This window comes from Cronobacter universalis NCTC 9529, from assembly GCF_001277175.1.
In the GTDB taxonomy this organism is placed as follows: Bacteria; Pseudomonadota; Gammaproteobacteria; order Enterobacterales; family Enterobacteriaceae; genus Cronobacter; species Cronobacter universalis.
On sequence record NZ_CP012257.1, the window covers coordinates 4,264,902 to 4,290,658 of the forward strand.

The window sequence follows — 25,757 nt, forward strand, 5'->3', positions numbered from 1 at the left end:
CCACCATGAAAAAACGCCTCCCGGAGTGCGGAAGGCGTTTCGCTTAAGGATTAAATCTCGACCTGCGTTCCCAGCTCGATAACGCGGTTTGGCGGGATCTCAAACTGGTCTGGCGCGCGTAAGGCGTTGCGCTGTAAGAGCAGGAACAGTTTGCCGCGCAGGCGCAAATACCAGGGGCGATTATCACCAATAATGAGCGACTCGTGCGACATGAAGAAGGAGGTTTCCATCATCCGGCAGCTTAAGCCTTCCAGCCCACAGCGATGGAAAATCTCTTCCACGTTCGGCGTTTCGCGCCAGCCATAGCTCGCCACCACGCGCCAGAACGTCGGCGACAGCTGTTCGAGCGTCACGCGCTTCACGTTATGGACGTAAGGCGCGTCTTCGGTACGCAGCGTCAGCAGGATCACGCGCTCATGCAGCACTTTGTTGTGCTTGAGGTTATGCAGCAGCGCGAACGGAATCACGTTCAGCGCGCGGGACATATACACCGCGGTGCCCGGCACGCGGACCGGCGGCGATTTCTCAAGCGAGGTGATCATGGCGTCCAGCGAATTGCCGTGCTCATGCATGCGGCGCAGCAGGCGGAAGCGCTCGCTTTTCCAGGTCGTCATAATAATGAACATCACCAGACCCAGGCTTAACGGCAGCCAGCCGCCGGAGAAGAGTTTCTCCAGGTTCGCCGAAAAGAGTGGTACGTCAACGCACAGAAACGCCGTCACCATCAGGCCCACCAGAATGCGGTTCCAGTGCCAGTTTTTACGCGCCGCGGTGGAAAACAGAATCGACGTCAGCACCATCGTGCCGGTTACCGCGATGCCGTAAGCCGCCGCGAGATTACTGGAGTGCTCGAAGCTCACGATGACAATCACCACCGCGAAATAGAGCATCCAGTTCACCACCGGGATATAGATCTGGCCCGATTCCATCTCCGAGGTATGGATAATACGCATCGGCGACAGATACCCCAGGCGCACCGCCTGACGGGTCAGGGAGAAGACGCCGGAAATCACCGCCTGCGACGCGATAACCGTGGCGAGCGTCGCCAGGATCAGCATCGGGATCAGCGCCCAGTCCGGCGCCAGCAGGAAGAAGGGGTTTTTGATCGCTTCCGGCGTTTTCAGCAGCAGCGCGCCCTGGCCGAAGTAGTTCAGCACCAGAGAAGGCAGCACCACCGAGAACCACGCCACGCGGATCGGCAGTTTACCGAAATGCCCCATATCAGCGTACAGCGCTTCAACGCCGGTAATCGACAGCACCACCGCGCCCAGGGCCGCAAAGGAAACCGCTTTATATTCCAGGAAGAAATGCACCGCCCAGACCGGGTTCAGCGCCTGCAACACTTCCGGGTTGTTCATAATGCCGCGCGCGCCGAGTATCGCCAGAATCAAAAACCAGGCGAGCATAATCGGCGCGAAGAGTTTTCCCACCATGCCGGTGCCGTGTTTCTGGATAATAAACAGCAGCGTCAGTACGACGATAGAGAGCGGAACGATATACGGGTCTAGCGACGGCGCGGCGATTTCCAGCCCTTCGATGGCCGACATCACCGAAATGGCGGGCGTAATCACCACCTCGCCATAAAAGAAGCTGCCGCCGATAAGCCCGAGGATCACCAGCACCGACGTCATGCGCGCCGAGGTATTGCGCCCGGCCAGCGACATCAGCGTCAGGATACCGCCTTCGCCGGCGTTGTCCGCCCGCATAACAAAGGTGAGATATTTAAAAGAAACAACAAAAACCAACAGCCAGAAAATTAAAGAAAGAAAGCCAAAAACGGCGTCCCGCTCCACGCCAAACCCAAACTGGCCGGAAAGACACTCTCGTAATGTATAAAGCGGGCTGGTGCCGATATCGCCGTACACCACCCCGATAGCCGCCAGCGTAATCGCAGGCAACGACTGCTTATTCTCAGTGCTCATAGACTAGTCTTCGTTGAAATCCCGTGTGCGCTTCGTCCCTTGGCCCACAAAAAGCGCACAGTATGCACGATTCGTTAAAAAATCGTACCCCTCAATCACCGAGTCTTTACCCAAATCAAGCCAAATAGATAATGGCATCAATCCATTATTAGCATGAATATGAAACGTCTATACTCGCACCAGAAACCAGGCGGCGTAGTCAGAATGCAGAGTAACTATTATGGCTCAACCCAATTTATTGGCGGAAAGAATTTCACGTCTCAGCGCAGCGCTGGAAAAAGGGCTGTTTGAACGCAGCCATGCCATCCGGATGTGTCTGCTGGCGGCGCTGAGCGGCGAGAGCGTTTTTCTGCTCGGCCCGCCCGGCATTGCGAAAAGCCTTATCGCCCGGCGGCTTAAATTCGCGTTTCAGCACGCGCGCGCGTTTGAATACCTGATGACGCGCTTCTCCACGCCGGAAGAGGTCTTCGGGCCGCTCTCCATTCAGGCTCTAAAAGATGAAGGGCGTTATGAACGCCTGACCGCAGGTTATCTGCCGGAAGCCGAAATCGTCTTTCTGGATGAGATCTGGAAAGCGGGCCCGGCGATTCTCAATACCCTGCTCACCGCTATTAACGAACGCCGCTTCCGTAACGGCGCGCATGAAGAAAAAATTCCGATGCGCCTGCTGGTGACGGCATCCAACGAGCTGCCCGAAGCGGACAGCAGCCTTGAAGCGCTTTATGACCGCATGCTGATTCGCCTGTGGCTCGACCGGGTGCAGGAGAAAAACAGCTTTCGCGCCATGCTGGTGAGCCAGCAGGATGAAAACGAAAACCCGGTGCCGGCGGGTCTTCAGGTGAGCGATGAGGAATATCAGCAGTGGCAGACCGGCATCGGCAACGTCAAACTGCCGGACACCGTGTTTGAGCTGATTTTCACCCTGCGCCAGCAGCTTGACGCGCTGCCGAACGCGCCCTATGTCTCAGATCGCCGCTGGAAGAAAGCCATTCGCCTGTTGCAGGCCAGCGCCTTTTTCAGCGGGCGCGATGCCGTGGCGCCCATCGATCTGATCCTTTTGAAAGACTGCCTGTGGCATGACGCCAGCGCCATGACGCTGATGCAACAGCAAATCGCGCAGCTGATGACGTCTCATGCATGGGGCCAGTACGCGATGCTAAGCCGCCTGGGCGCCATCACCCAGCGCCGGATGCAGTTAGAACAGCAGCACAGCGATAAAACGGCGCTGCGCCTTGAGAAACAGAGCGGCATGTTCAGCCGTCGTCCGCAATATCAGCTGCCCGCCACGCTCACGGAACCCACCCTGACGCTGCTGCTGCAAAAACCGCTTAAGCTGCACGATATCGACGTCATTCATGTGGCGTTTGCGCGAGAGGCGCTGGAGACATGGCTGCAAAAAGGCGGCGAAATCCGCGGCAAACTCAACGGTATTGGTTTCGCCCAGGCGCTGAATCTGGAAGTGGATGCGAGCCAGCATCTGGTGCTGCGCGATGTCAGCCTCCAGGGCACGCGCCTTGCGCTGCCCGGCGCCACCTCGACCAACGGGTTACCCGATGAAATTAAACAGCAGCTGGAAGATCTGGATAACGAATGGCACCAGCAGCATACGCGCTTCAGCGAACAGCAAAAATGTCTGTTTGTTGAGACCGACTGGTTAGGACGCATTGAGGCCAGCCTTCAGGACGTGGGCGAGCAGATTAAACAGGCGCGCCAATGCTGACAGCGGATTCGCTGAACCTCATTCTGGCTATCAGCGAAGGCGAGCTGGTAGAGGAAATCGTCATTGCGCTGCTGGCGTCGCCGCAGCTGGCGGTCTTTTTCGAAAAGTTTCCCCGCCTGAAACACGCGCTGACCCAGGATATTCCGCGCTGGCGCAAACAGCTCAAAACCCGGCTGAAAGAGGCGCACGTCCCGCCGGAGCTGGAAGAAGAGGTGATCGGCTATCAGAAAAGCCAGCTGCTCTCCACCAGCCAGTTTATCGTTCAGTTGCCGCAAATCAGCGCACTGCTGCGCCGCGTCGGCTCGCCGTTTGCCGACCAGGCGCAGCGGCTTATCGCCGACAACCCTCATTTTACGCCCGCCCTGCATACGCTCTTTTTACAGCGCTGGCGGTTAAGCCTCGTCGTGCAGGCGACGTCCTTTAACCAGCAGTTGCTGGAAGAGGAGCGCGAGCAGTTGCTAAGCGAGGTTCAGGAGCGCATGACCCTGAGCGGCCAGCTTGAGCAGGTGCTGGTGGAGAACGAAGATTCCGCTGGCCGTCTGTGGGACATGAGCGACGGTAAACTGCGGCGCGGCGATTACCAGCTTATCGTGAAATATGGCGATTTCCTGGCCGATCAGCCGGAGCTGATGCAGCTTGCCGAACAGCTTGGCCGTTCGCGTGAAGCGAAATCGGTGCCGAAGAAAGAGGCGCCGCTGGAAACCTTCCGCACGCTGGTGCGCGAGCCGGCTTCAGTGCCGGAACAGGTCGACGGCTTACAGCGCAGCGACGATATTCTGCGCCTGCTGCCGCCGGAGCTGGCGACGCTTGGCATCACTGAGCTGGAATATGAGTTTTACCGGCGGCTGGTGGAGAAGCAGTTGCTGACCTACCGGCTTCAGGGCGACGCGTGGCGCGAGAAAGTCATGCAACGTCCGGTGACGCGTCAGGATTATGACGAACAGCCGCGCGGGCCATTTATCGTCTGCGTGGATACGTCCGGCTCGATGGGCGGCTTTAACGAGCAATGCGCCAAGGCCTTTTGCCTCGCGCTGATGCGTATTGCGCTGGCAGATAACCGCCGCTGTTTCATTATGCTGTTTTCCAGCGAAGTAGTGCGCTATGAGCTGTGCGGCCGCGACGGCATTGATCAGGCGATCCGCTTTCTGAGCCAGCGCTTTCGCGGCGGCACCGATCTGGCGAGCTGTTTTCGCGCGATAGCGGAAAAGCTTCAGGGCGGCGAGTGGTTCGACGCCGACGCGGTGGTGGTTTCCGATTTTATCGCCCAGCGGCTGCCGGATGAGGTGGTTAACAAGGTAAAGGAGTTACAGCGCGTTCATCAGCACCGCTTTCATGCGGTGGCGATGTCCGCGCATGGCAAACCCGGCATCATGCGTATTTTCGATCATATCTGGCGCTTTGATACCGGGATGCGCAGCCGTCTGGTGCGCCGTTTACGTCGCTGACGTTACAGCAGCTCAGCGACGGTGGACTGTACTTGTTCCGGCCAGACGCCGCACTGCACCTGACCGATGTGCGGCAGTTGCAGCAGCAGCATCGTGAGACGCGACTGACCGATCCCGCCGCCGATCGTCTGCGGCATTTCACCGTTAAGCAGCGCCTGGTGCCACTCCAGCGCCAGACGATCCTGATCGCCGGTAAGCGCCAGCTGCCGTTTAAGCGTGTCGGCATCCACGCGGATCCCCATTGAGGAGATCTCAAACGCGTCTTCCAGCAGCGGGTTCCAGACGAGGATATCGCCGTTGAGACCGGCAAAACCGCTTTCGGTCGGCGTGGTCCAGTCATCATAATCCGGCGCGCGTACATCATGGCGTTTGCCGTCGGCAAGCTTACCGCCGATACCAATCAGGAAAACCGCCCCCAGCTCTTTCGCAATCGCGCGCTCGCGCCCTTTGGCGTCCAGCTCCGGGAAGCGGCGTTGCAGCGTTTCGCTGTGCACAAAGTGAATGGCGTCCGGCAGGAACGGCGTCAGCCCGAAGCGCTCCGCGGCCGCCAGTTCGGTTTCCTTAATCGCTGACCAGATGCTCTCCACCGTCTGCTTCAGCGTACCGAGATGGCGTTCGCCGTCGCCCATCACACGCTCCCAGTCCCACTGATCCACATACACCGAGTGCACCGGCGAGAGGCGGTCTTCATCAGGACGCAGCGCTTTCATATGGGTGTAGAGCCCTTCGCCGGCGCTGAAGTCATGCTGGCCCAGCGTTTTACGCTTCCATTTCGCCAGCGAATGCACCACTTCAAACTGCGCCTGCGGCAGCGTTTTGACATTGACCTGCACCGCTTTTTCACAGCCGGAAAGGTTATCCTGCGTCCCGTCGCCGACGCGGCTCAGGATCGGCGCCTGCACTTCAAGCAGACCGAGTTTCTCCTCAAGCTGGCGGGAAAAATGGGCTTTCACAAAGCTAATCTGACGCTGGCGTGTGATATAGGCGGTTTTCATTTTTTAGGGCTCCTGTACCTCTGTTACTTTCGATTAATCAATAAAAAAGCCCACCATTTCAATAATCATCAATAAAAAAGGCCACATGCCTTTTAATCCGATAATATAGACGGCATGAAACTGACGATTGCTGAATAATCATAAGGAAAACGTATGGAAAATTATCAGATCGATAATCTGGACCGCGGCATTCTGGAAGCGCTGATGGCGAATGCGCGTACCGCCTACGCCGAACTTGCCAAGCAGTTCGGCGTCAGCCCGGGCACTATCCATGTGCGCGTGGAGAAGATGAAGCAGGCAGGGATCATTACCGGCGCGCGCATTGATATCAGCCCGAAACAGCTTGGTTACGATGTCTGCTGCTTTATCGGCATCATTCTCAAGAGCGCGAAAGATTACCCGGCCGCGCTCGAAAAGCTGGAAAGCCTCGATGAAGTGACCGAGGCCTATTACACCACCGGCCACTACAGCATCTTTATCAAGGTGATGTGTCGATCGATAGACGCGCTGCAGCAGGTGCTTATCAACAAGATCCAAACAATTGATGAAATTCAGTCCACCGAGACGTTGATCTCCCTGCAGAACCCGATCATGCGCACCATTCGCCCATAAAGGGATTTTTTAATACCCATATTATCCACAGGTAGATCCCAGCCCCTGCACAGCGTACAATACGCGTGGTTTACTCAAGGCGGACATCCATGACAGACATTACCCTGATCAGTGGCAGCACTCTTGGCGGCGCGGAATATGTGGCGGAACACCTGGCTGAAAAGCTGGAAGACGCCGGTTTTAGCACCGAAACGCTGCATGGCCCGCTTCTTGAGGATCTTAAGCCTGAAGGCACCTGGCTGATTGTCACCTCCACGCATGGCGCGGGCGATCTGCCGGACAACCTGCAACCTTTATATGATGCGCTTGCAGAGCAGCGTCCCGATCTGAGCCTGGTTCGCTACGGCGCTATCGGTATCGGTAGCCGTGAATACGACACGTTTTGCGGGGCGATTGAAAAACTGGACGCGCTGTTAATCGAATGTGGGGCGAAACGGGTCGGCGAACCGCTTAAGATCAACATTCTCGATCATGATATTCCGGAAGATCCCGCAGAGGTGTGGCTCGGATCTTGGAAAAATTTACTCTGATCGGCGAAAAGATCGCCATTCAGCTGTGGATAAAAGTGCTTAAAAGCTTGGATCAACCCGTAGTTATCCAAGGTATAAGTGTTGTTCGCTTTTTGAGTTGTGTATAACCCTCATTTCTGATCCCAGCTTATACGGTCTGGGATCACCGATCATTCACAGCAAGCGATCCCGGATAACCTTTTGATCCCAAATGGGCGATCCGGGTTATCCACAAGGGATGTCGATCCTAATAAGAGATCATAATAAAACAGATCCTTTAGATAAAAGATCTTCTTTTTAATACCAACGATCCCGGCGCTTTCTCACCAGGCTAAAGTTGAGTAGAATCCACGCCCCGGGCTAGCTAACCCTCTTTCGCACAACCGCGAGGTCATACCAACATGTTTTATCCGGATCCTTTTGACGTCATTATCATTGGCGGGGGTCATGCAGGTACCGAGGCCGCAATGGCCGCTGCACGCATGGGTCAACAGACCCTGCTTTTGACACACAATATCGACACGCTTGGACAGATGTCCTGCAACCCGGCGATCGGCGGTATTGGTAAAGGACATCTGGTTAAGGAAGTGGATGCCCTCGGCGGGCTTATGGCGAAAGCGATCGACCAGGCGGGTATCCAGTTTAGGATACTAAACGCCAGCAAAGGCCCGGCGGTGCGCGCTACCCGCGCTCAGGCGGATCGCGTGCTGTACAAGCAGGCTGTGCGTACCGCGCTGGAGAATCAGCCGAACCTGATGATCTTCCAGCAGGCCGTTGACGATCTGATCGTGGAAAACGATCGTGTGGTGGGCGCCGTCACACAGATGGGGCTGAAATTCCGCGCAAAAGCGGTCGTCCTCACGGTTGGTACGTTCCTCGACGGCAAAATTCATATCGGGCTTGATAACTACAGCGGCGGCCGTGCGGGCGATCCGCCTTCCGTACCGCTGGCGCGTCGCCTGCGTGAACTGCCGCTGCGCGTCAGCCGCCTGAAAACCGGAACGCCGCCGCGTATCGACGCGCGTACCATCGATTTCAGCGTGCTCGATCAGCAGCATGGCGATAACCCGATGCCGGTCTTCTCGTTCATGGGATCCGCGGATCAACATCCGCGTCAGGTGCCGTGCTATGTCACGCACACCAACGAAAAAACCCACGACGTGATCCGCAATAACCTCGATCGCAGCCCTATGTACGCCGGCGTGATTGAGGGGATCGGCCCGCGCTACTGCCCTTCTATCGAAGACAAAGTGATGCGCTTCGCCGATCGCAACGCGCACCAGATTTTCCTGGAGCCCGAAGGGCTGACCAGCAATGAAATTTACCCGAACGGCATCTCCACCAGCCTGCCGTTCGACGTGCAGATGCAAATCGTCCGTTCCATGAAAGGGATGGAGAATGCGAAGATTGTTCGCCCGGGCTACGCGATTGAGTACGATTTCTTCGATCCGCGCGACCTGAAGCCGACGCTCGAAAGCAAATACATCCAGGGGCTGTTCTTCGCAGGCCAGATCAACGGCACCACCGGTTATGAAGAAGCCGCCGCCCAGGGCCTGCTGGCTGGCCTTAATGCGGGCCGTTATTCGGCGGAGAAAGAGGGCTGGGCGCCAGGTCGCTCACAGGCGTATCTTGGCGTGCTGGTTGATGACCTCTGCACGCTCGGCACTAAAGAGCCGTACCGCATGTTTACCTCGCGCGCGGAATATCGTCTGATGCTGCGTGAAGACAACGCCGATTTACGCCTGACGGAAGCCGGTCGTGAAATGGGTCTGGTCGACGATGCGCGCTGGGCGCGTTTCAACGAGAAGCTGGAAAATATCGAGCGTGAGCGCCAGCGTCTGAGAAGCACCTGGGTGACGCCGTCTACCGCCTCGGTGGAAGAGATCAACGCGACGCTTACCGCGCCGCTCTCCCGTGAAGCCAGCGGCGAAGATCTGCTGCGCCGCCCGGAAATGACCTATGCTCAGTTGACCACGCTGTCGGCTTTCGCCCCGGCGCTGGACGACGCGCAGGCGGCTGAGCAGGTTGAAATCCAGGTGAAATACGAAGGCTATATCGCCCGCCAGCAGGATGAGATCGAAAAACAGCAGCGCAACGAAAGCACGCTACTGCCGGCGACGCTGGATTATCGGCAGGTGAATGGCCTCTCCAATGAGGTGATCGCCAAGCTTAACGATCATAAACCGGCATCGATTGGCCAGGCGTCCCGTATCTCCGGGATCACGCCCGCCGCCATTTCGATTCTGCTGGTCTGGCTGAAAAAACAGGGGTTACTGCGCCGCAGTGCCTGAGTCAGGTCTCTCTTCGGGCCAGCCTTTGTCTGGCCCTTTTTATATGGAAACACCGTCGTGCTGAATACACTGACCCGCCTGCTTGATGACGCAGGGATTACGCTGCCCGAACACCAGAAAGCGCAGCTGGTGGCCTATGTCGATATGCTGAACAAGTGGAACAAGGCCTATAACCTGACCTCCGTACGCGACCCGAACGAGATGCTGGTGCGCCACATTATGGACAGCATCGTGGTGGAGCCGCACTTACAGGGCTCGCGTTTTATCGATGTCGGCACGGGCCCCGGCCTGCCGGGTATTCCGCTGGCGATAGTGCGCCCGGACAGCCATTTCACGCTGCTGGACAGCCTTGGCAAGCGCGTGCGCTTTTTGCGTCAGGTGCAGCACGAACTGAAGCTCGACAATATCGCGCCGGTACAAAGCCGCGTCGAAGCCTTTCCTGCCGAGCCGCCGTTTGATGGCGTCATCAGCCGCGCGTTCGCGTCGCTCTCCGACATGGTGAACTGGTGTCATCATCTGCCGGGGGAGCAGGGGCATTTTTATGCCCTGAAAGGCCAGCGTCCTGATGATGAGATAAGCGCGCTGCCGTCAGGCTTTGCTGTTGATGACATCATCAAATTGTCGGTTCCGCGTCTCGACGGCGAACGCCATCTGGTTATCCTTAAAGCAAACAGAACTTAATATTTATCAAAAAAAGTAGAAATAAGGCGCTGCGCTTGCGGCTGGCAAAAAAGAAAACCGGCCTGCAATAACAACCTCTTATTTCACTTTTTATTAACTTCATTGCAGCTTAAGTATAACGAAGCACCATTTGCGCTAAAAATTTAATAGTCACCTATGAAAATATAAGGGTGCTATGTTCAGGCGGCACAATGATAACGGGGCGTAAATTGTTTCCCGTAGATGTCAATGAAAGGTTTTAATCGTGTTTCGGGGTGTTTTAAAAAATTTAGGGTTTAAAGAGATTTAAATTCAAAAGGTTATAAAAGGCGCATTCCTAAAGGATGTGACAAACCTTGAGCGGTAATTGTTTAGAATGTGATCTCGTGCACGCTTTATTCGCAAGGTTTACGCGCAATTTGCACTTTTCACATTTGTTTTGCGGATTGCGAGAAAGTTGAAAAAAACGCGTCCTGAAAATTATTTAAACATTTATTCACCTTTTGGCTACTTATAGTTTGAAATCACGTGCTCGCCCCGTATAATTTGAGCGCTTTTTGAGGCTTGACTCAGAGCGTCAAAGAACGTTTTATACGACACGCGACATACCTCGAAGGGAGCAGTGGCAAAATGTCTGCGTCGCTCATGAGTAAAAAAGTGGCCCGCAAGCTCCTGCTCATCCAGTTCATCGCGGTTCTGGCGGCAGGGTTGTTGTTTTGCCTCAAAGACCCTTTCTGGGGCCTCTCTGCGGTATGCGGAGGGCTGGCAGTGTGGCTGCCGAATGTGCTGTTTATGAATTTTGCCTGGCGTCATCAGGCGCATACACCCGCTAAAGGCCGCGTGGCCTGGTCTTTCGCCTTCGGCGAAGCGTTTAAGGTGGTTGCGACCTTTACCCTGCTGGTGGTGGCGCTGGCGTGTTTGAAGGCGGTTTTCTTGCCGCTGATCGTGACGTGGGTTTCGGTGCTGGTTGTGCAGATACTGGCGCCAGCTGTAATTAACAACAAAGGGTAAGAGGCATCATGTCTGCAGGAGAAATCTCGACGCCGCAGGAGTACATAGGCCACCATCTGAATAACCTTCAGATTGACCTGCGTACCTTCTCGCTGGTGGATCCGCATAACCCCCCGGCCACCTTCTGGACGCTCAACATCGACTCGATGTTTTTCTCGGTGGTGCTGGGCCTGTTATTCCTGGTTCTGTTCCGTAAAGTCGCCAAACATGCGACCAGCGGCGTACCGGGCAAATTCCAGACAGCGGTAGAGCTGGTTATCGGCTTTGTGCATGGTAGCGTACAAGACATGTACCACGGCAAAAGCAAGCTCATTGCGCCGCTGGCCCTGACGATTTTCGTCTGGGTATTCCTGATGAACCTGATGGATTTGCTGCCTATCGACCTGCTGCCGTACATCGGCGAGCACGTATTTGGCTTGCCAGCCCTGCGCGTGGTGCCGTCTGCGGACGTGAACATCACCCTTTCCATGGCGCTTGGTGTATTTATCCTCATTCTTTTCTACAGCATCAAAATGAAAGGCGTTGGCGGCTTTACTAAAGAGCTGACGCTGCAGCCGTTCAATCACCCGGTATTTATTCCGATCAACCTGATTCTGGAAGGTGTGAGCCTGCTGTCCAAACCGGTTTCTCTCGGTCTGCGACTGTTCGGCAACATGTATGCCGGTGAGCTGATTTTCATTCTGATTGCGGGTCTTCTGCCGTGGTGGTCACAGTGGTTGTTAAATGTGCCCTGGGCCATTTTCCACATCCTGATCATCACGTTGCAGGCCTTCATTTTCATGGTTCTGACGATTGTCTATCTGTCGATGGCATCTGAAGAGCATTGATTTTTTACTCAACACTACTGCGTTTTAACTGAAACAAACTGGAGACTGTCATGGAAAACCTGAATATGGATCTGCTGTACATGGCTGCCGCTGTGATGATGGGTCTGGCGGCAATCGGTGCTGCGATCGGTATCGGCATCCTCGGGGGCAAATTCCTGGAAGGCGCTGCGCGCCAGCCTGATCTGATTCCTCTGCTGCGTACTCAGTTCTTTATCGTAATGGGTCTGGTGGATGCTATCCCGATGATCGCTGTGGGTCTGGGTCTGTACGTGATGTTCGCCGTCGCGTAGTAAACGAAGTTGTCTGAATTTCCAGACAATATCAGAACATTAACCAGATAAGAGGCATTGTGCTGTGAATCTTAACGCAACAATCCTCGGCCAGGCCATCGCGTTTGTCCTGTTCGTTCTGTTCTGTATGAAGTACGTATGGCCGCCAATTATGGCTGCCATCGAAAAACGTCAGAAAGAAATTGCTGACGGTCTGTCTTCTGCAGAACGCGCTAAAAAGGATCTGGAGCTTGCACAGTCCAACGCGACCGACCAGCTGAAAAAAGCGAAAGCGGAAGCCCAGGTGATTATTGAGCAGGCGAACAAACGCCGCGCTCAGATCCTGGACGAAGCGAAAGCTGAAGCAGAGCAGGAACGTAACAAAATCGTGGCGCAGGCCCAGGCCGAAATCGAAGCCGAGCGTAAACGTGCCCGTGAAGAGCTGCGCAAGCAGGTTGCTATCCTGGCTGTTGCTGGCGCCGAGAAGATCATTGAACGTTCCGTGGATGAAGCTGCTAACAGCGACATCGTGAATAAACTGGTCGCTGAACTGTAAGGAGGGAGGGGCTGATGTCTGAATTTGTAACGGTAGCTCGCCCCTACGCCAAAGCAGCTTTTGACTTTGCCGTCGAACACCAAAGCCTCGACCGCTGGCAGGATATGCTGGCGTTTGCCGCTGAAGTGGCCAAAAACGAACAGATGGCTGAGCTCCTCTCTGGCGCCCTGGCGCCAGAAACGCTCGCTAAGTCGTTTATCGCAATCTGTGGTGACCAGCTAGACGCCAACGGCCAGAACCTGATTAAGGTGATGGCAGAAAACGGCCGTCTGAAGGTTCTTCCTGATGTTCTTGAGCAGTTCATTCAGTTACGCGCAGCCCTTGAGGCTACCGTTGAAGTCGAAGTGACTTCCGCCAGCGCGCTGAGCGATGAACAGCTTGCGAAAATCAGCGCCGCGATGGAAAAACGTCTGTCACGCAAAGTGAAGCTGAATTGCAAAATTGATAAGTCTGTAATGGCGGGCGTCATCATCCGTTCGGGTGATACGGTCATTGACGGCAGCGTGCGCGGCCGTCTTGAGCGCCTCGCAGACGTCTTGCAGTCTTAAGGGGACTGGAGCATGCAACTGAATTCCACCGAAATCAGCGAACTGATCAAGCAGCGCATTGCTCAGTTCAATGTTGTGAGCGAAGCTCATAACGAAGGTACTATTGTTTCTGTAAGCGACGGTGTTATCCGCATTCACGGCCTGGCCGATTGTATGCAGGGTGAGATGATTTCCCTGCCGGGTAACCGTTACGCTATCGCACTGAACCTGGAGCGCGACTCCGTAGGTGCAGTGGTTATGGGTCCGTACTCTGACCTCGCCGAAGGCATGAAGGTGAAGTGTACTGGCCGTATTCTTGAAGTGCCGGTTGGCCGTGGCCTGCTTGGCCGTGTGGTTAACACCCTCGGCGCGCCGATCGATGGTAAAGGTCCGGTTGAACACGATGGCTTCTCGCCAATCGAAGTTATCGCGCCGGGCGTTATCGATCGCCAGTCCGTAGACCAGCCTGTACAGACCGGTTATAAGTCCGTTGACGCCATGATCCCAATCGGTCGTGGTCAGCGTGAACTGATCATCGGCGACCGTCAGACCGGTAAAACCGCGATGGCTATCGACGCCATCATCAACCAGCGCGATTCCGGCATCAAATGCGTGTACGTGGCTATCGGCCAGAAAGCGTCCACCATTTCTAACGTGGTTCGTAAACTGGAAGAGCACGGCGCGCTGTCCAACACCATCGTTGTGGTCGCGACGGCTTCTGAATCCGCTGCGCTGCAATACCTGGCGCCGTATGCCGGTTGCGCGATGGGCGAATACTTCCGCGACCGCGGCGAAGACGCGCTGATCGTTTACGATGACCTGTCTAAACAGGCTGTTGCTTACCGTCAGGTTTCCCTGCTGCTCCGTCGTCCGCCAGGACGTGAAGCATTCCCGGGCGACGTGTTCTACCTCCACTCCCGTCTGCTGGAGCGCGCATCCCGCGTTAACGCGGAATACGTTGAGAACTTCACCAAGGGTGAAGTGAAAGGTAAAACCGGCTCCCTGACCGCGCTGCCGATCATCGAAACCCAGGCGGGTGACGTTTCCGCGTTCGTTCCGACCAACGTAATTTCCATTACCGATGGTCAGATCTTCCTGGAAACCAACCTGTTTAACTCCGGTATTCGTCCGGCGGTTAACCCGGGTATCTCCGTATCGCGTGTGGGTGGTGCTGCTCAGACCAAGATCATCAAGAAACTGTCCGGTGGTATTCGTACCGCGCTGGCGCAGTATCGTGAACTGGCGGCGTTCTCTCAGTTCGCCTCCGATCTGGACGAAGCAACCCGTAAGCAGCTGAGCCACGGCCAGAAAGTCACTGAACTGCTCAAGCAGAAACAGTACGCGCCGATGTCTGTTGCACAGCAGGGCCTGGTCCTGTTCGCGGCGGAACGCGGTTACCTCGAAGACGTGGAACTGGCGAAAATCGGTAGCTTCGAAGCCGCTCTGCTGGCTTACGCTGACCGTGATCACGCTCCGCTGATGCAAGAGATTAACCAGAACGGTGGCTATAACGATGAGATCGAAGGCAAGCTGAAAAGCCTCCTCGACTCCTTCAAAGCAACCCAGTCCTGGTAACGTCTGGCGGCTTGCTGTAAGGCAAGCCGCAAGGCATTGAGGAGAAGCTCATGGCCGGCGCAAAAGAGATACGTAGTAAGATCGCAAGCGTCCAGAACACGCAAAAGATCACTAAAGCGATGGAGATGGTCGCCGCTTCCAAAATGCGTAAATCGCAGGATCGCATGGCGGCCAGCCGTCCTTATGCAGATACCATGCGCAAAGTGATTGGTCACCTTGCTACCGGTAATCTGGAATACAAACACCCTTACCTGGAAGAACGCGACGTTAAGCGCGTGGGCTACCTGGTGGTGTCGACTGACCGTGGTCTGTGCGGCGGCTTGAACATCAACCTGTTCAAGAAACTGCTGGCGGATATGAAAGCATGGTCCGATAAAGGCGTTCAGTGCGATATCGCAATGATCGGCTCTAAAGGCGTTTCTTTCTTCAATTCAGTAGGCGGCAACATTGTGGCGCAGGTCACCGGCATGGGGGACAACCCTTCCCTGTCCGATCTGATTGGCCCGGTTAAAGTGATGTTGCAGGCTTATGATGAAGGCCGTCTGGACAAGCTTTACGTTGTCAGCAACAAATTTATTAACACCATGTCTCAGGCTCCGACCATTACTCAGCTGCTGCCGCTGCCGGCATCAGAAGACGATGAGTTGAAGCACAAATCCTGGGATTACCTGTACGAACCCGATCCGAAGGCGCTGCTGGATACCCTGCTGCGTCGCTATGTCGAATCGCAGGTTTATCAGGGTGTGGTTGAAAACCTGGCCAGCGAGCAGGCCGCACGAATGGTGGCGATGAAAGCCGCAACCGATAATGGCGGCAGCCTGATTAAAGAGCTGCAGTTGGTGTACAACAAAGCTCGTCAGGCCAGCATTACTCAGGAACTCACCGAGATCGTCTCGGGGGCCGCCGCGGTTTAACCAGGTTATTTCGTAGAGGATTCAAGATGGCTACTGGAAAGATTGTCCAGGTAATCGGCGCCGTGGTGGACGTCGAGTTCCCTCAGGATGCCGTACCGAAAGTGTACGATGCCCTTGAGGTAACGAATGGTAATGAGCATCTGGTGCTGGAAGTCCAGCAGCAGCTCGGCGGCGGTATCGTACGTACCATCGCGATGGGCTCTTCCGACGGTCTGCGTCGCGGTCTGCCTGTTGCAGACCTTGAGCACCCGATCGAAGTGCCGGTAGGTAAAGCGACGCTGGGTCGTATCATGAACGTCCTGGGTCAGCCTATCGACATGAAAGGCGACATCGGCGAAGAAGAGCGTTGGGCGATTCACCGCGCGGCGCCGTCCTATGAAGAGCTGTCCAGCTCTCAGGAACTGCTGGAAACCGGCATCAAAGTTATCGACCTGATGTGCCCGTTCGCGAAGGGCGGTAAAGTAGGTCTGTTCGGTGGTGCTGGTGTAGGTAAAACCGTAAACATGATGGAGCTTATTCGTAACATCGCGATCGAGCACTCCGGTTACTCCGTGTTTGCGGGCGTGGGCGAACGTACCCGTGAAGGTAACGACTTCTACCACGAAATGACCGACTCCAACGTACTGGATAAAGTATCCCTGGTATACGGCCAGATGAACGAGCCGCCGGGAAACCGTCTGCGCGTTGCGCTGACCGGCCTGACCATGGCGGAGAAATTCCGTGACGAAGGTCGTGACGTTCTGCTGTTCGTCGACAACATCTACCGTTACACCCTGGCCGGTACTGAAGTATCCGCACTGCTGGGCCGTATGCCTTCAGCGGTAGGTTACCAGCCGACCCTGGCGGAAGAGATGGGCGTTCTGCAGGAGCGTATCACCTCCACCAAAACCGGTTCTATCACCTCCGTACAGGCGGTATACGTACCGGCGGATGACTTGACTGACCCGTCACCAGCCACCACCTTTGCGCACCTTGACGCAACCGTGGTACTGAGCCGTCAGATCGCGTCTCTGGGTATCTACCCGGCCGTTGACCCGCTGGATTCCACCAGCCGTCAGCTGGACCCGCTGGTAGTTGGTCAGGAGCACTACGACACCGCTCGCGGCGTACAGTCCATCCTGCAGCGTTACCAGGAACTGAAAGACATCATCGCCATCCTCGGTATGGACGAGCTGTCTGAAGAAGACAAACTGGTCGTTGCGCGTGCTCGTAAAATTCAGCGCTTCCTGTCCCAGCCGTTCTTCGTGGCAGAAGTCTTTACCGGCGCGCCGGGCAAATACGTATCGCTGAAAGACACTATCCGTGGCTTCAAAGGCATCATGGAAGGCGAATACGATCATCTGCCGGAGCAGGCGTTCTACATGGTTGGCTCCATTGATGAAGCCGTGGAAAAAGCCAAAAAACTTTAACGCCTTAATCGGAGGGTGATATGGCAATGACTTACCACCTGGATGTCGTCAGCGCAGAGAAACAGATGTTCTCTGGTCTGGTCGAGAAAATCCAGGTTACGGGTAGCGAAGGCGAGCTGGGTATCTACCCGGGCCACGCGCCGCTGCTCACCGCCATTAAGCCTGGTATGATCCGCATCGTGAAACAGCACGGCCACGAAGAGTATATTTATCTCTCCGGCGGCGTGCTGGAAGTGCAGCCGGGCACCGTAACCGTGCTGGCTGACACCGCGATTCGCGGCCAGGATCTCGACGAAGCGCGAGCCCTGGAAGCGAAGCGTAAAGCGGAAGACCATATCCGTAGCTCCCACGGTGACGTGGACTACGCTCAGGCTTCTGCTGAGCTGGCCAAGGCGATCGCCAAACTGCGCGTTATCGAGTTGACCAAAAAAGCGATGTAACACCGGCTTGAAAGTTAAAAAGCCAGCCTGGGCGACCCGGCTGGCTTTTTTATGGCGGTTTATCAGGCTCAATAAAAGCGAGTTTTGAACGTTTACCTGCGTTTACGCCGCTTTATTCCAGCTGCAAAAAAACGTCATCTCTTTGTTTTTATGAATGATACTGTGGGTAAAAGCGTTTACTCTCTCTTTTTGCGCCTTCCGGTGTGCGTTACGCGCCTGTATAACAGAGTAAAACAGGATAAAAGCGGCGATTTGCCAGCAGCCCGTTTTATGCTGAAAAATATGTAGAATTCCGGGCGCTAAATCGCTTTACTTCATTCACTTTCATAAGACAGGACGACTATGTCTAGCCATGCTATGAGCGTTGTGATCCTTGCCGCTGGCAAAGGCACGCGCATGTACTCCGATCTTCCAAAAGTGCTGCACACTCTGGCCGGGAAGCCGATGGTGCAACACGTGATTGACGCCGCAAAGCATGTCGGCGCGCAACATGTTCATCTGGTTTACGGTCATGGCGGCGATCTGCTGCAAAGCACCCTCAAAGACGCCTCGCTCAACTGGGTATTACAGGCCGAGCAGCTTGGCACCGGTCATGCGATGCAGCAGGCGGCGCCGTTCTTCAGCGACGATGAAGATGTGCTGATGCTCTACGGCGACGTTCCGCTGATCTCGGTTGATACCCTGCAACAGCTCTGCGCGGCGAAGCCGCAGGGCGGCATTGGCCTGTTAACCGTGAAGCTCGACGACCCGACCGGCTATGGCCGCATTACCCGTGAGAACGGAAAAGTCTCCGGGATCGTTGAGCATAAAGACGCCAGCGACGAGCAGCGTCAGATTAACGAAATCAACACCGGCATCCTGGTGGCCAACGGCGCGGATCTGAAACGCTGGCTGGCGAAGCTCGACAATAACAATGCCCAGGGCGAATACTACATCACCGACATCATCGCGATGGCCTGGAACGAAGGCCGCGAGATTGCCGCCGTGCATCCGCAGCGTTTAAGCGAAGTGGAAGGCGTGAACAACCGCCTGCAACTGGCGCGTCTTGAGCGCGTTTACCAGGCCGAGCAGGCGGAAAAACTGCTGCTGGCGGGCGTGATGCTGCGCGACCCGGCGCGTTTTGACCTGCGCGGCAGCCTGAAACACGGGCGCGATGTCGAAATTGACGCTAACGTCATTATTGAAGGCGATGTAGTGCTGGGCAATCGCGTGAAAATCGGCGCGGGCTGCGTGATTAAAAACAGCGTCATCGGCGATGACTGCGAAATCAGCCCTTACAGCGTGGTGGAAGACGCTCGTCTTGACGCCGCCTGCACCATCGGGCCGTTCGCGCGTCTGCGTCCGGGCGCGGAGCTTCTCGAAGGCGCGCATGTCGGCAACTTTGTCGAGATGAAAAAAGCGCGTCTGGGGAAAGGCTCGAAAGCGGGTCACCTGACTTATCTTGGCGATGCGGAGATTGGCGATAACGTTAATATCGGCGCGGGCACCATCACCTGTAACTATGATGGCGCGAACAAGCACAAGACGATTATCGGCGATGATGTGTTTGTCGGCTCCGATACCCAATTAGTCGCGCCGGTGACGGTGGCGAAAGGCGCGACCATCGCCGCAGGCACAACGGTGACGCGCGACATCGCGGAAAATGAGCTGGTGCTCACCCGCGTGCCGCAGGTACATAAGCAGGGCTGGCGTCGCCCGGTGAAGAAAAAATAAGTCATGTTTATGGTGGGTGCGCTTTGCCTGCCCGCCATACGTTTTTGTCGGCCGGATAGCAGTCATGCTCTGCGGCAGACGCGGGATGAGGGGATAACATAATCCTCCGCCCACAGGCAGTGCTAAAACGATAACCCCACTCTCTACAAGGCTCGGGGAGCCCGGAAAACGGGCAAATACAGGTCGGCGACAACGCATGGCGAAATGCCATTGTCAGGAAATTAATTATGTGTGGAATTGTTGGCGCTGTAGCGCAACGTGATATTGCTGAAATCCTTCTCGAAGGTTTGCGTCGTCTGGAGTACCGTGGCTATGACTCCGCCGGTCTCGCGGTTGTGGATAACGCGGGGCATATGACCCGTCTGCGCCGTCTGGGCAAAGTACAGATGCTGGTGCAGGCGGCGGAAGAACATCCGCTGCACGGCGGCACCGGTATCGCGCACACCCGCTGGGCGACCCACGGCGAACCGTCAGAAGGCAACGCGCACCCGCATGTCTCCGGACATATCGTGGTGGTGCATAACGGCATTATCGAAAACCACGAACCGCTGCGCGAACTGCTGAAAACGCGCGGCTATGAATTCGTTACCGAAACTGACACCGAAGTGATCGCGCACCTGGTGCACTGGGAGCTGGAGCAGGGCGGCACGCTGCGTGAAGCGGTGCTGCGCGCCATTCCTCAGCTGCGCGGCGCTTACGGCACCGTCATCATGGATAACCGCGATCCGAGCGTTCTGCTGGCGGCCCGTTCCGGCAGCCCGCTGGTGATTGGTCTTGGTGTGGGTGAGAACTTTATCGCTTCCGATCAGCTGGCGCTGCTGCCGGTCACCCGTCGCTTTATCTTCCTTGAAGAGGGGGATATCGCCGAAGTGACCCGCCGCTCCGTCGCGATTTTCAACACCCAGGGCGAAAGCGTCTCCCGCCCGGAAATCGAATCTAACGTGCAGTATGACGCCGGCGATAAAGGCATCTACCGCCACTACATGCAAAAAGAGATCTACGAACAGCCGAACGCGATTAAAAACACGCTGGCCGGGCGCATCAGCCACGGCGAGGTGGATTTAAGCGAGCTGGGTCCGAACGCTGACGAACTGCTCTCGCAGGTTGAGCATATTCAGATTGTCGCATGCGGCACCTCGTATAACTCCGGCATGGTCTCCCGCTACTGGTTTGAAGCGCTGGCAGGCGTGCCGTGCGATGTCGAAATCGCCTCGGAATTCCGCTATCGCAAATCCGCCGTGCGCCGCAACAGCCTGATGATCACGCTGTCGCAGTCCGGCGAAACCGCAGATACCCTCGCGGCGCTGCGTCTGTCCAAAGAGCTGGGCTATCTCGGTTCGCTGGCCATCTGTAACGTACCGGGCTCTTCCCTGGTGCGTGAGTCGTCGCTGGCGCTGATGACCAAAGCCGGTACGGAAATCGGCGTGGCGTCCACCAAAGCGTTTACCACGCAACTGACCGTATTGCTGATGCTGGTGGCGAAACTGAGCCGCCTGAAAGGCGCTGACGCCGCCATTGAGCATGATATCGTTCACGGCCTGCAGGCGCTGCCGAGCCGTATCGAGCAGATGCTCTCTCAGGACAAACGCATCGAGGCGCTGGCGGAAGATTTCTCCGACAAGCACCACGCGCTGTTCCTGGGCCGCGGCGATCAGTACCCGATCGCGCTGGAAGGCGCGCTGAAGCTCAAAGAGATCTCCTATATCCACGCCGAAGCCTATGCGGCGGGCGAGCTTAAGCACGGTCCGCTGGCGCTGATTGACGCCGATATGCCGGTTATCGTCGTGGCGCCGAACAACGAACTGCTGGAAAAACTGAAGTCCAACATCGAAGAAGTTCGCGCCCGTGGCGGCGTGCTGTATGTCTTCGCCGATCAGGATGCTGGTTTTAGCAGCAGCGACAACATGAACATCATCCCGATGCCGCATGTTGAAGAGGTTATCGCGCCGATCTTCTATACGGTTCCGCTGCAACTGCTGGCCTATCATGTCGCGTTGATCAAAGGCACCGACGTTGACCAGCCGCGTAACCTGGCGAAATCCGTTACGGTGGAATAACGCCTTCTCGCGCGTGTTATGCTCTGAAGAGGTTGCCGGAAGGCAGCCTCTTTTTTTTAACGTCACGGAAAGGGATGTTATGTCGCTAAAGCGCTTTCTCGCCGGTACGCGGTTTTATCAGCTCATTACCTACAGCGCAGAGGTGGATGACGATATCGCCCACCGCAGGCTGCATAAGCTCAAACTTAAAATGGCCGAGCGCCACGATCTGCCCGATGTCCGCATTATCGGCTCGCGCCGTTTCTGGCGAGTGCCGGTGGGGTGCGTCTATGCCATGGCATTGAGTGCCGTCCTCAATCTCGCCGCGCTGCGGCCCGCTTTTTCTGTGTTGTGGATACTCTCAGGCGTTATCTGGCTGGTGCTGCTGATACTCGTGACGTTGATGATAGAAAAAGGGCGGCGCCGCGGTTTGCAGCTGTTTCTCTACAGCGCGTTTTTTCATGCGGCGTTAAGCCTGGTAACGCTGGCTGCCGGATTGATCCTGTGTCCGCTCTCCGGTGTGTTCTGGCTCTGCTGGAGCGCGGGCGCGCTGCTGGTGTGGGCCGCCTGGCGTATGATGAACAGTGAGGAGATGTTCAGGCTGGGCCGCTGGTGTCTGGCGAACAAGATGCGACGCGCTCATACCAACGCCCTTCAGCGTCCGTCGGAAAAACGCGCCTTAAAACGGGCAAAACATCGCGATAAGCCTGACCGATAAAATGATTAAGCTCCCTGCCTGTCGCTATACAGGGAGCGCATCGCTTATTTAATCTTGCGTTTTAAATCGTCCAGCTCACGGGACAGCTTGTCGTTTTCCTGCTCCAGCGCCCGCACGCGATTTTCCAGATCGCTATCTTTTCTGTCGTCCGAATAGCGGTTTTGCTCTTTGCGCTTATACGCCTCGACGGCCTTTTCCACATCCGAGATATCGACGTTAGACGGTGCCACGACGCCATCGCCGGTAAATATCGTCACCGGCGCGCCGTGAATACGGGTACTGTGGTCATCCAGTTGAACCGGCGCGGCATAACTTATTGATGAAAAAGTAAGTAATGACGCTGCGGAGAAAAGTGACATTTTTTTTATCATTACGGCTATCCTTATAAATGACGGGCGGGTTGCGGAATTATAAAAGCATTATTATTCAGAAGGTTAAGTAAGACATTTCTGCATCTTTTTCATTGTCATAAAACTGTCATAATTCGTACATTTATCTGTCACCAAACTGTCCTACTTTGCTCACCGTAGCCACGAAACAATAAATTACGAACACCAGCAGGAGACATTATGAAAGTTATGCGTACCACCGTCGCAACTGTTGTCGCCGCGACCTTATCTCTGAGCGCTTTTTCCGCATTCGCGGCAGCAAGTCTGACTGGCGCGGGCGCAACATTCCCGGCGCCGGTGTATGCCAAATGGGCGGATACCTACCAGAAAGAAACGGGTAACAAGGTAAACTACCAGGGTATCGGCTCCTCCGGTGGCGTTAAACAAATCATTGCTAACACGGTTGATTTTGGTGCTTCTGACGCGCCGCTTTCTGACGAAAAATTACAGCAAGAAGGTCTTTTCCAGTTCCCGACCGTGATCGGCGGCGTGGTGCTGGCGGTTAACCTGCCGGGCTTCAAGTCTGGCGAGCTGGTGCTGGATGGCAAAACCCTCGGCGACATCTACCTTGGCAAAATCAAGAAGTGGGATGACGAGGCGATCGCCAAACTGAACCCGGGCAAAAAACTGCCTTCTCAGAATATCGCCGTGGTGCGCCGCGCTGACGGTTCCGGTACGTCCTTCGTCTTCACCAGCTATCTCGCGAAAGTGAACGACGAGTGGAAATCCAAAATCGGCTCTGGCTCTACCGTTAACTGGCCGACCGGTCTTGGCGGTAAAGGTAACGACGGTATCGCCGCGTTCGTACAGCGTCTGCCGGGCTCTATCGGTTACGTGGAGTACGCGTACGCCAAGCAGAACAACCTGACCTACACCAAACTGGTTTCCGCTGACGGCAAACCGGTCGCGCCGACCGAAGAGAGCTTCGCCAACGCCGCCAAAGGCGCTGACTGGAGCAAATCCTTCGCGCAGGATCTGACCAACCAGAAAGGCGACGACGCGTGGCCAATCACATCTACCACTTTCATTCTGGTTCACAAAGAGCAGAAGAAACCTGAGCAGGGCGCCGAAGTGCTGAAGTTCTTCGACTGGGCCTACAAGTCAGGCGCGAAACAGGCGAATGACCTGGATTACGCCTCTCTGCCGGACAGCGTGGTTGAGCAGGTTCGCGCCGCATGGAAGACCAACGTGAAAGACAGCAGCGGTAAAGCGCTGTATTGATCGAGATTTACCGATGATGGCGGATGGCGCTTCGCTTATCCGCCCTACAAAAATCCGGTAACATGCTGTTTTTGTAGGCCCGGTACGCATCACGCTGCCGGGCATCATTCAAAACAGAGTTTAACTGAAGAGTGAAATATGGCTGCCACCAAGCCTGTATTTAACCCCCCCGGTAAAAAGGGCGATATGATTTTCAGCGCGCTGGTTCGTCTGGCTGCGCTGATTGTGCTATTGCTGCTGGGCGGCATTATCGTCTCCCTTATCTTCTCCTCCTGGCCAAGCATCCAGAAATTTGGTTTTTCCTTCCTCTGGACCAAAGAGTGGGATGCCCCTAATGATATCTACGGCGGGCTGGTGCCGATTTACGGCACGCTGGTGACCTCGTTTATCGCGTTGCTGATAGCGGTTCCCGTAAGCTTTGGCATCGCGCTGTTCCTGACTGAACTGGCGCCTGGCTGGCTGAAGCGTCCGCTGGGTATCGCCATTGAACTGCTGGCTGCTATCCCGAGTATCGTGTACGGCATGTGGGGGCTGTTTATCTTCGCCCCGCTGTTCGCGACCTATTTCCAGGAGCCGGTCGGCAACGTACTTTCTGCGATCCCGTTTATCGGCGCGCTCTTTTCGGGCCCGGCGTTCGGTATCGGCATCCTGGCGGCGGGCGTCATTCTCGCCATCATGATCATCCCTTACATCGCCGCGGTTATGCGTGATGTGTTCGAACAGACCCCGGTGATGATGAAAGAGTCGGCTTATGGCATCGGCTGCACCACCTGGGAAGTTATCTGGCGCATCGTCCTGCCGTTTACCAAAAACGGGGTGATCGGCGGCGTCATGCTCGGTCTCGGCCGCGCGCTCGGCGAAACCATGGCGGTGACGTTTATCATCGGCAACACCTACCAGCTAGACAGCCCGTCGCTCTATATGCCGGGCAACAGCATCACCTCGGCGCTGGCGAATGAGTTCGCCGAAGCGGAATCCGGGCTGCATGTGGCGGCGCTGATGGAGCTGGGCCTGATCCTCTTTGTGATCACCTTTATCGTGCTGGCCATCTCCAGGCTGATGATTATGCGTCTGGCGAAAAACGAGGGGGCGCGCTAATGGCGACGATGGAACTGCAAAACACCACGGAGCTTGCGGAATCTCGCCGCAAAATGCAGGCGAAGCGGCGTATGAAAAACCGCATCGCCCTCACGCTCTCTATGGCGACGATGGCGTTCGGCCTGTTCTGGCTTATCTGGATCTTAATCTCCACGGTATCGCGCGGGTTTGACGGTATGTCGCTGGCGCTGTTTACCGAGATGACGCCGCCGCCGAACACCGCGGGCGGCGGGCTGGCGAACGCGCTGGCGGGCAGCGGCCTGCTGATCCTGTGGGCGACGGTTATCGGTACGCCGCTGGGCATCATGGCGGGTATCTATCTTGCGGAATATGGCCGCAAGTCGTTTCTCGCGGAAGTCATCCGCTTTATTAACGACATTCTGCTTTCGGCGCCGTCTATCGTCGTCGGGCTGTTCGTCTACACCATCGTGGTGGCGCAGATGGAACATTTCTCCGGCTGGGCGGGCGTGATTGCGCTGGCGCTGTTACAGGTGCCGATTGTTATCCGCACCACCGAGAACATGCTCAAGCTGGTGCCGGACAGTCTGCGTGAAGCGGCCTACGCGCTCGGCACGCCGAAGTGGAAGATGATCTCCGCCATTACGCTTAAAGCCTCCGTGTCGGGCATCCTGACCGGCGTGCTGCTGGCGGTCGCGCGTATCGCGGGCGAAACCGCGCCGCTGCTCTTTACCGCGCTCTCTAACCAGTTCTGGAGCACGGACATGATGCAGCCTATCGCCAACCTGCCGGTGACGATTTTCAAATTCGCCATGAGCCCGTTCGCCGAATGGCAAGAGCTGGCCTGGGCAGGCGTGCTGATTATCACCCTTTGCGTACTGCTGCTGAACATCCTGGCGCGCGTGCTGTTCGCCAAACGTAAACACGGTTAATTTTTTGACG

24 protein-coding genes are annotated in these 25,757 nt (G+C 56.0%); 21 read left to right on the forward strand and 3 right to left on the reverse strand.

What is annotated here, in order from left to right; genetic code table 11:
- Nucleotides 1–50: 50 nt before the first annotated feature.
- A complete protein-coding gene (gene kup, locus AFK65_RS19720) occupies nucleotides 51–1,922 on the reverse strand; it encodes a low affinity potassium transporter Kup (protein ID WP_007703609.1) in 1,872 nt (623 codons plus the stop codon).
- Between the two features lie 220 nt (nucleotides 1,923–2,142).
- Between kup and ravA the strand changes: the two genes are divergently transcribed.
- Both ravA and viaA read left to right on the forward strand, forming a co-directional pair.
- The gene (ravA, locus tag AFK65_RS19725; protein WP_007703611.1) at nucleotides 2,143–3,642 is read left to right on the forward strand and encodes an ATPase RavA; all 1,500 of its coding nucleotides are present in this window, start codon (nucleotides 2,143–2,145) and stop codon (nucleotides 3,640–3,642) included.
- Nucleotides 3,636–5,087: an ATPase RavA stimulator ViaA gene (gene viaA, locus AFK65_RS19730; protein ID WP_007703613.1), complete on the forward strand. Its 1,452-nt coding sequence runs from the start codon at nucleotides 3,636–3,638 to the stop codon at nucleotides 5,085–5,087. Before ravA ends, viaA begins: the two co-directional genes overlap by 7 nt.
- Before the next feature lie 2 nt (nucleotides 5,088–5,089).
- Here viaA and asnA read toward each other — a convergent pair whose 3' ends face one another.
- Complete coding sequence (gene asnA, locus AFK65_RS19735; protein ID WP_007703614.1) at nucleotides 5,090–6,082, reverse strand: aspartate--ammonia ligase; 993 nt, start codon at nucleotides 6,080–6,082, stop codon at nucleotides 5,090–5,092.
- 153 nt (nucleotides 6,083–6,235) lie between these two features.
- On the opposite strand from asnA, the gene asnC reads away from it, so the two are divergent.
- The 16 genes from asnC to AFK65_RS19820 all read left to right on the forward strand — a co-directional run bounded on the left by asnC (nucleotide 6,236) and on the right by AFK65_RS19820 (nucleotide 22,149).
- The gene (gene asnC, locus AFK65_RS19740; RefSeq protein ID WP_004386178.1) at nucleotides 6,236–6,694 is read left to right on the forward strand and encodes a transcriptional regulator AsnC; all 459 of its coding nucleotides are present in this window, start codon (nucleotides 6,236–6,238) and stop codon (nucleotides 6,692–6,694) included.
- 89 nt (nucleotides 6,695–6,783) lie between these two features.
- On the forward strand, nucleotides 6,784–7,224 hold the full coding sequence (gene mioC / locus AFK65_RS19745) for an FMN-binding protein MioC (protein ID WP_007703617.1): 441 nt from the start codon (nucleotides 6,784–6,786) through the stop codon (nucleotides 7,222–7,224).
- A 380-nt stretch (nucleotides 7,225–7,604) separates the two neighbouring features.
- The gene (gene mnmG, locus AFK65_RS19750) at nucleotides 7,605–9,494 is read left to right on the forward strand and encodes a tRNA uridine-5-carboxymethylaminomethyl(34) synthesis enzyme MnmG (protein ID WP_032805061.1); all 1,890 of its coding nucleotides are present in this window, start codon (nucleotides 7,605–7,607) and stop codon (nucleotides 9,492–9,494) included.
- A gap of 57 nt (nucleotides 9,495–9,551) precedes the next feature.
- Nucleotides 9,552–10,175 carry a 16S rRNA (guanine(527)-N(7))-methyltransferase RsmG gene (gene rsmG, locus AFK65_RS19755; protein WP_007703622.1) on the forward strand — a complete coding sequence of 208 codons (624 nt, stop codon included), beginning with the start codon at nucleotides 9,552–9,554 and terminating at the stop codon, nucleotides 10,173–10,175.
- 609 nt (nucleotides 10,176–10,784) lie between these two features.
- Nucleotides 10,785–11,165, forward strand: coding sequence for a F0F1 ATP synthase subunit I (gene atpI, locus AFK65_RS19760; RefSeq protein WP_007703625.1), 381 nt, complete (start codon nucleotides 10,785–10,787; stop codon nucleotides 11,163–11,165).
- Nucleotides 11,166–11,173: 8 nt separating this feature from the next.
- The gene (atpB, locus tag AFK65_RS19765; RefSeq protein ID WP_004386172.1) at nucleotides 11,174–11,992 is read left to right on the forward strand and encodes a F0F1 ATP synthase subunit A; all 819 of its coding nucleotides are present in this window, start codon (nucleotides 11,174–11,176) and stop codon (nucleotides 11,990–11,992) included.
- Nucleotides 11,993–12,042: 50 nt separating this feature from the next.
- A complete protein-coding gene (gene atpE, locus AFK65_RS19770) occupies nucleotides 12,043–12,282 on the forward strand; it encodes a F0F1 ATP synthase subunit C (RefSeq protein ID WP_000429386.1) in 240 nt (79 codons plus the stop codon).
- A 64-nt stretch (nucleotides 12,283–12,346) separates the two neighbouring features.
- A complete protein-coding gene (gene atpF, locus AFK65_RS19775) occupies nucleotides 12,347–12,817 on the forward strand; it encodes a F0F1 ATP synthase subunit B (RefSeq protein WP_004386171.1) in 471 nt (156 codons plus the stop codon).
- A gap of 14 nt (nucleotides 12,818–12,831) precedes the next feature.
- Nucleotides 12,832–13,365, forward strand: a complete 534-nt coding sequence (gene atpH / locus AFK65_RS19780) for a F0F1 ATP synthase subunit delta (protein ID WP_007703636.1) — start codon at nucleotides 12,832–12,834, stop codon at nucleotides 13,363–13,365.
- Between the two features lie 12 nt (nucleotides 13,366–13,377).
- A complete protein-coding gene (gene atpA / locus AFK65_RS19785; protein WP_024551308.1) occupies nucleotides 13,378–14,919 on the forward strand; it encodes a F0F1 ATP synthase subunit alpha in 1,542 nt (513 codons plus the stop codon).
- A 50-nt stretch (nucleotides 14,920–14,969) separates the two neighbouring features.
- Nucleotides 14,970–15,833: a F0F1 ATP synthase subunit gamma gene (gene atpG, locus AFK65_RS19790; RefSeq protein ID WP_004386168.1), complete on the forward strand. Its 864-nt coding sequence runs from the start codon at nucleotides 14,970–14,972 to the stop codon at nucleotides 15,831–15,833.
- A gap of 26 nt (nucleotides 15,834–15,859) precedes the next feature.
- On the forward strand, nucleotides 15,860–17,242 hold the full coding sequence (gene atpD, locus AFK65_RS19795; protein ID WP_038858539.1) for a F0F1 ATP synthase subunit beta: 1,383 nt from the start codon (nucleotides 15,860–15,862) through the stop codon (nucleotides 17,240–17,242).
- A gap of 20 nt (nucleotides 17,243–17,262) precedes the next feature.
- On the forward strand, nucleotides 17,263–17,682 hold the full coding sequence (locus AFK65_RS19800; RefSeq protein ID WP_007703646.1) for a F0F1 ATP synthase subunit epsilon: 420 nt from the start codon (nucleotides 17,263–17,265) through the stop codon (nucleotides 17,680–17,682).
- Between the two features lie 342 nt (nucleotides 17,683–18,024).
- On the forward strand, nucleotides 18,025–19,395 hold the full coding sequence (gene glmU, locus AFK65_RS19810; RefSeq protein WP_032805064.1) for a bifunctional UDP-N-acetylglucosamine diphosphorylase/glucosamine-1-phosphate N-acetyltransferase GlmU: 1,371 nt from the start codon (nucleotides 18,025–18,027) through the stop codon (nucleotides 19,393–19,395).
- Nucleotides 19,396–19,622: 227 nt separating this feature from the next.
- Nucleotides 19,623–21,452: a glutamine--fructose-6-phosphate transaminase (isomerizing) gene (gene glmS / locus AFK65_RS19815; protein WP_007703655.1), complete on the forward strand. Its 1,830-nt coding sequence runs from the start codon at nucleotides 19,623–19,625 to the stop codon at nucleotides 21,450–21,452.
- A 79-nt stretch (nucleotides 21,453–21,531) separates the two neighbouring features.
- Complete coding sequence (locus AFK65_RS19820) at nucleotides 21,532–22,149, forward strand: hypothetical protein (RefSeq protein ID WP_007703659.1); 618 nt, start codon at nucleotides 21,532–21,534, stop codon at nucleotides 22,147–22,149.
- A 44-nt stretch (nucleotides 22,150–22,193) separates the two neighbouring features.
- Here the strand turns inward: AFK65_RS19820 and AFK65_RS19825 are convergent, their stop codons facing one another.
- Entirely contained in the window at nucleotides 22,194–22,520 is a 327-nt protein-coding gene (locus tag AFK65_RS19825) for a hypothetical protein (protein ID WP_007703662.1), read from the reverse strand.
- A 198-nt stretch (nucleotides 22,521–22,718) separates the two neighbouring features.
- Here AFK65_RS19825 and pstS point away from each other — a divergent pair, with 198 nt between their 5' ends.
- The 3 genes from pstS to pstA all read left to right on the forward strand — a co-directional run bounded on the left by pstS (nucleotide 22,719) and on the right by pstA (nucleotide 25,747).
- The gene (pstS, locus tag AFK65_RS19830; protein ID WP_004387547.1) at nucleotides 22,719–23,759 is read left to right on the forward strand and encodes a phosphate ABC transporter substrate-binding protein PstS; all 1,041 of its coding nucleotides are present in this window, start codon (nucleotides 22,719–22,721) and stop codon (nucleotides 23,757–23,759) included.
- Between the two features lie 138 nt (nucleotides 23,760–23,897).
- Nucleotides 23,898–24,857 carry a phosphate ABC transporter permease PstC gene (gene pstC / locus AFK65_RS19835; protein ID WP_004387546.1) on the forward strand — a complete coding sequence of 320 codons (960 nt, stop codon included), beginning with the start codon at nucleotides 23,898–23,900 and terminating at the stop codon, nucleotides 24,855–24,857.
- Nucleotides 24,857–25,747, forward strand: coding sequence for a phosphate ABC transporter permease PstA (gene pstA, locus AFK65_RS19840; RefSeq protein ID WP_038858537.1), 891 nt, complete (start codon nucleotides 24,857–24,859; stop codon nucleotides 25,745–25,747). The genes pstC and pstA overlap by 1 nt, the downstream gene beginning before the upstream one ends.
- Nucleotides 25,748–25,757 lie beyond the last annotated feature (10 nt).

Coding starts and splice junctions, on each gene's coding strand:
- AFK65_RS19825 (WP_007703662.1), bottom strand. CDS start 22,520: ATGATAAAAAAAATGTCACTTTTCTCCGCAGCGTCATTACTTACTTTT.
- AFK65_RS19800 (WP_007703646.1), top strand. CDS start 17,263: ATGGCAATGACTTACCACCTGGATGTCGTCAGCGCAGAGAAACAGATG.
- atpA (WP_024551308.1), top strand. CDS start 13,378: ATGCAACTGAATTCCACCGAAATCAGCGAACTGATCAAGCAGCGCATT.
- mioC (WP_007703617.1), top strand. CDS start 6,784: ATGACAGACATTACCCTGATCAGTGGCAGCACTCTTGGCGGCGCGGAA.
- asnC (WP_004386178.1), top strand. CDS start 6,236: ATGGAAAATTATCAGATCGATAATCTGGACCGCGGCATTCTGGAAGCG.
- kup (WP_007703609.1), bottom strand. CDS start 1,922: ATGAGCACTGAGAATAAGCAGTCGTTGCCTGCGATTACGCTGGCGGCT.
- atpB (WP_004386172.1), top strand. CDS start 11,174: ATGTCTGCAGGAGAAATCTCGACGCCGCAGGAGTACATAGGCCACCAT.
- atpH (WP_007703636.1), top strand. CDS start 12,832: ATGTCTGAATTTGTAACGGTAGCTCGCCCCTACGCCAAAGCAGCTTTT.
- atpE (WP_000429386.1), top strand. CDS start 12,043: ATGGAAAACCTGAATATGGATCTGCTGTACATGGCTGCCGCTGTGATG.
- atpI (WP_007703625.1), top strand. CDS start 10,785: ATGTCTGCGTCGCTCATGAGTAAAAAAGTGGCCCGCAAGCTCCTGCTC.
- pstS (WP_004387547.1), top strand. CDS start 22,719: ATGAAAGTTATGCGTACCACCGTCGCAACTGTTGTCGCCGCGACCTTA.
- mnmG (WP_032805061.1), top strand. CDS start 7,605: ATGTTTTATCCGGATCCTTTTGACGTCATTATCATTGGCGGGGGTCAT.
- atpG (WP_004386168.1), top strand. CDS start 14,970: ATGGCCGGCGCAAAAGAGATACGTAGTAAGATCGCAAGCGTCCAGAAC.
- AFK65_RS19820 (WP_007703659.1), top strand. CDS start 21,532: ATGTCGCTAAAGCGCTTTCTCGCCGGTACGCGGTTTTATCAGCTCATT.
- pstA (WP_038858537.1), top strand. CDS start 24,857: ATGGCGACGATGGAACTGCAAAACACCACGGAGCTTGCGGAATCTCGC.
- glmS (WP_007703655.1), top strand. CDS start 19,623: ATGTGTGGAATTGTTGGCGCTGTAGCGCAACGTGATATTGCTGAAATC.
- pstC (WP_004387546.1), top strand. CDS start 23,898: ATGGCTGCCACCAAGCCTGTATTTAACCCCCCCGGTAAAAAGGGCGAT.
- ravA (WP_007703611.1), top strand. CDS start 2,143: ATGGCTCAACCCAATTTATTGGCGGAAAGAATTTCACGTCTCAGCGCA.
- viaA (WP_007703613.1), top strand. CDS start 3,636: ATGCTGACAGCGGATTCGCTGAACCTCATTCTGGCTATCAGCGAAGGC.
- atpD (WP_038858539.1), top strand. CDS start 15,860: ATGGCTACTGGAAAGATTGTCCAGGTAATCGGCGCCGTGGTGGACGTC.
- asnA (WP_007703614.1), bottom strand. CDS start 6,082: ATGAAAACCGCCTATATCACACGCCAGCGTCAGATTAGCTTTGTGAAA.
- glmU (WP_032805064.1), top strand. CDS start 18,025: ATGTCTAGCCATGCTATGAGCGTTGTGATCCTTGCCGCTGGCAAAGGC.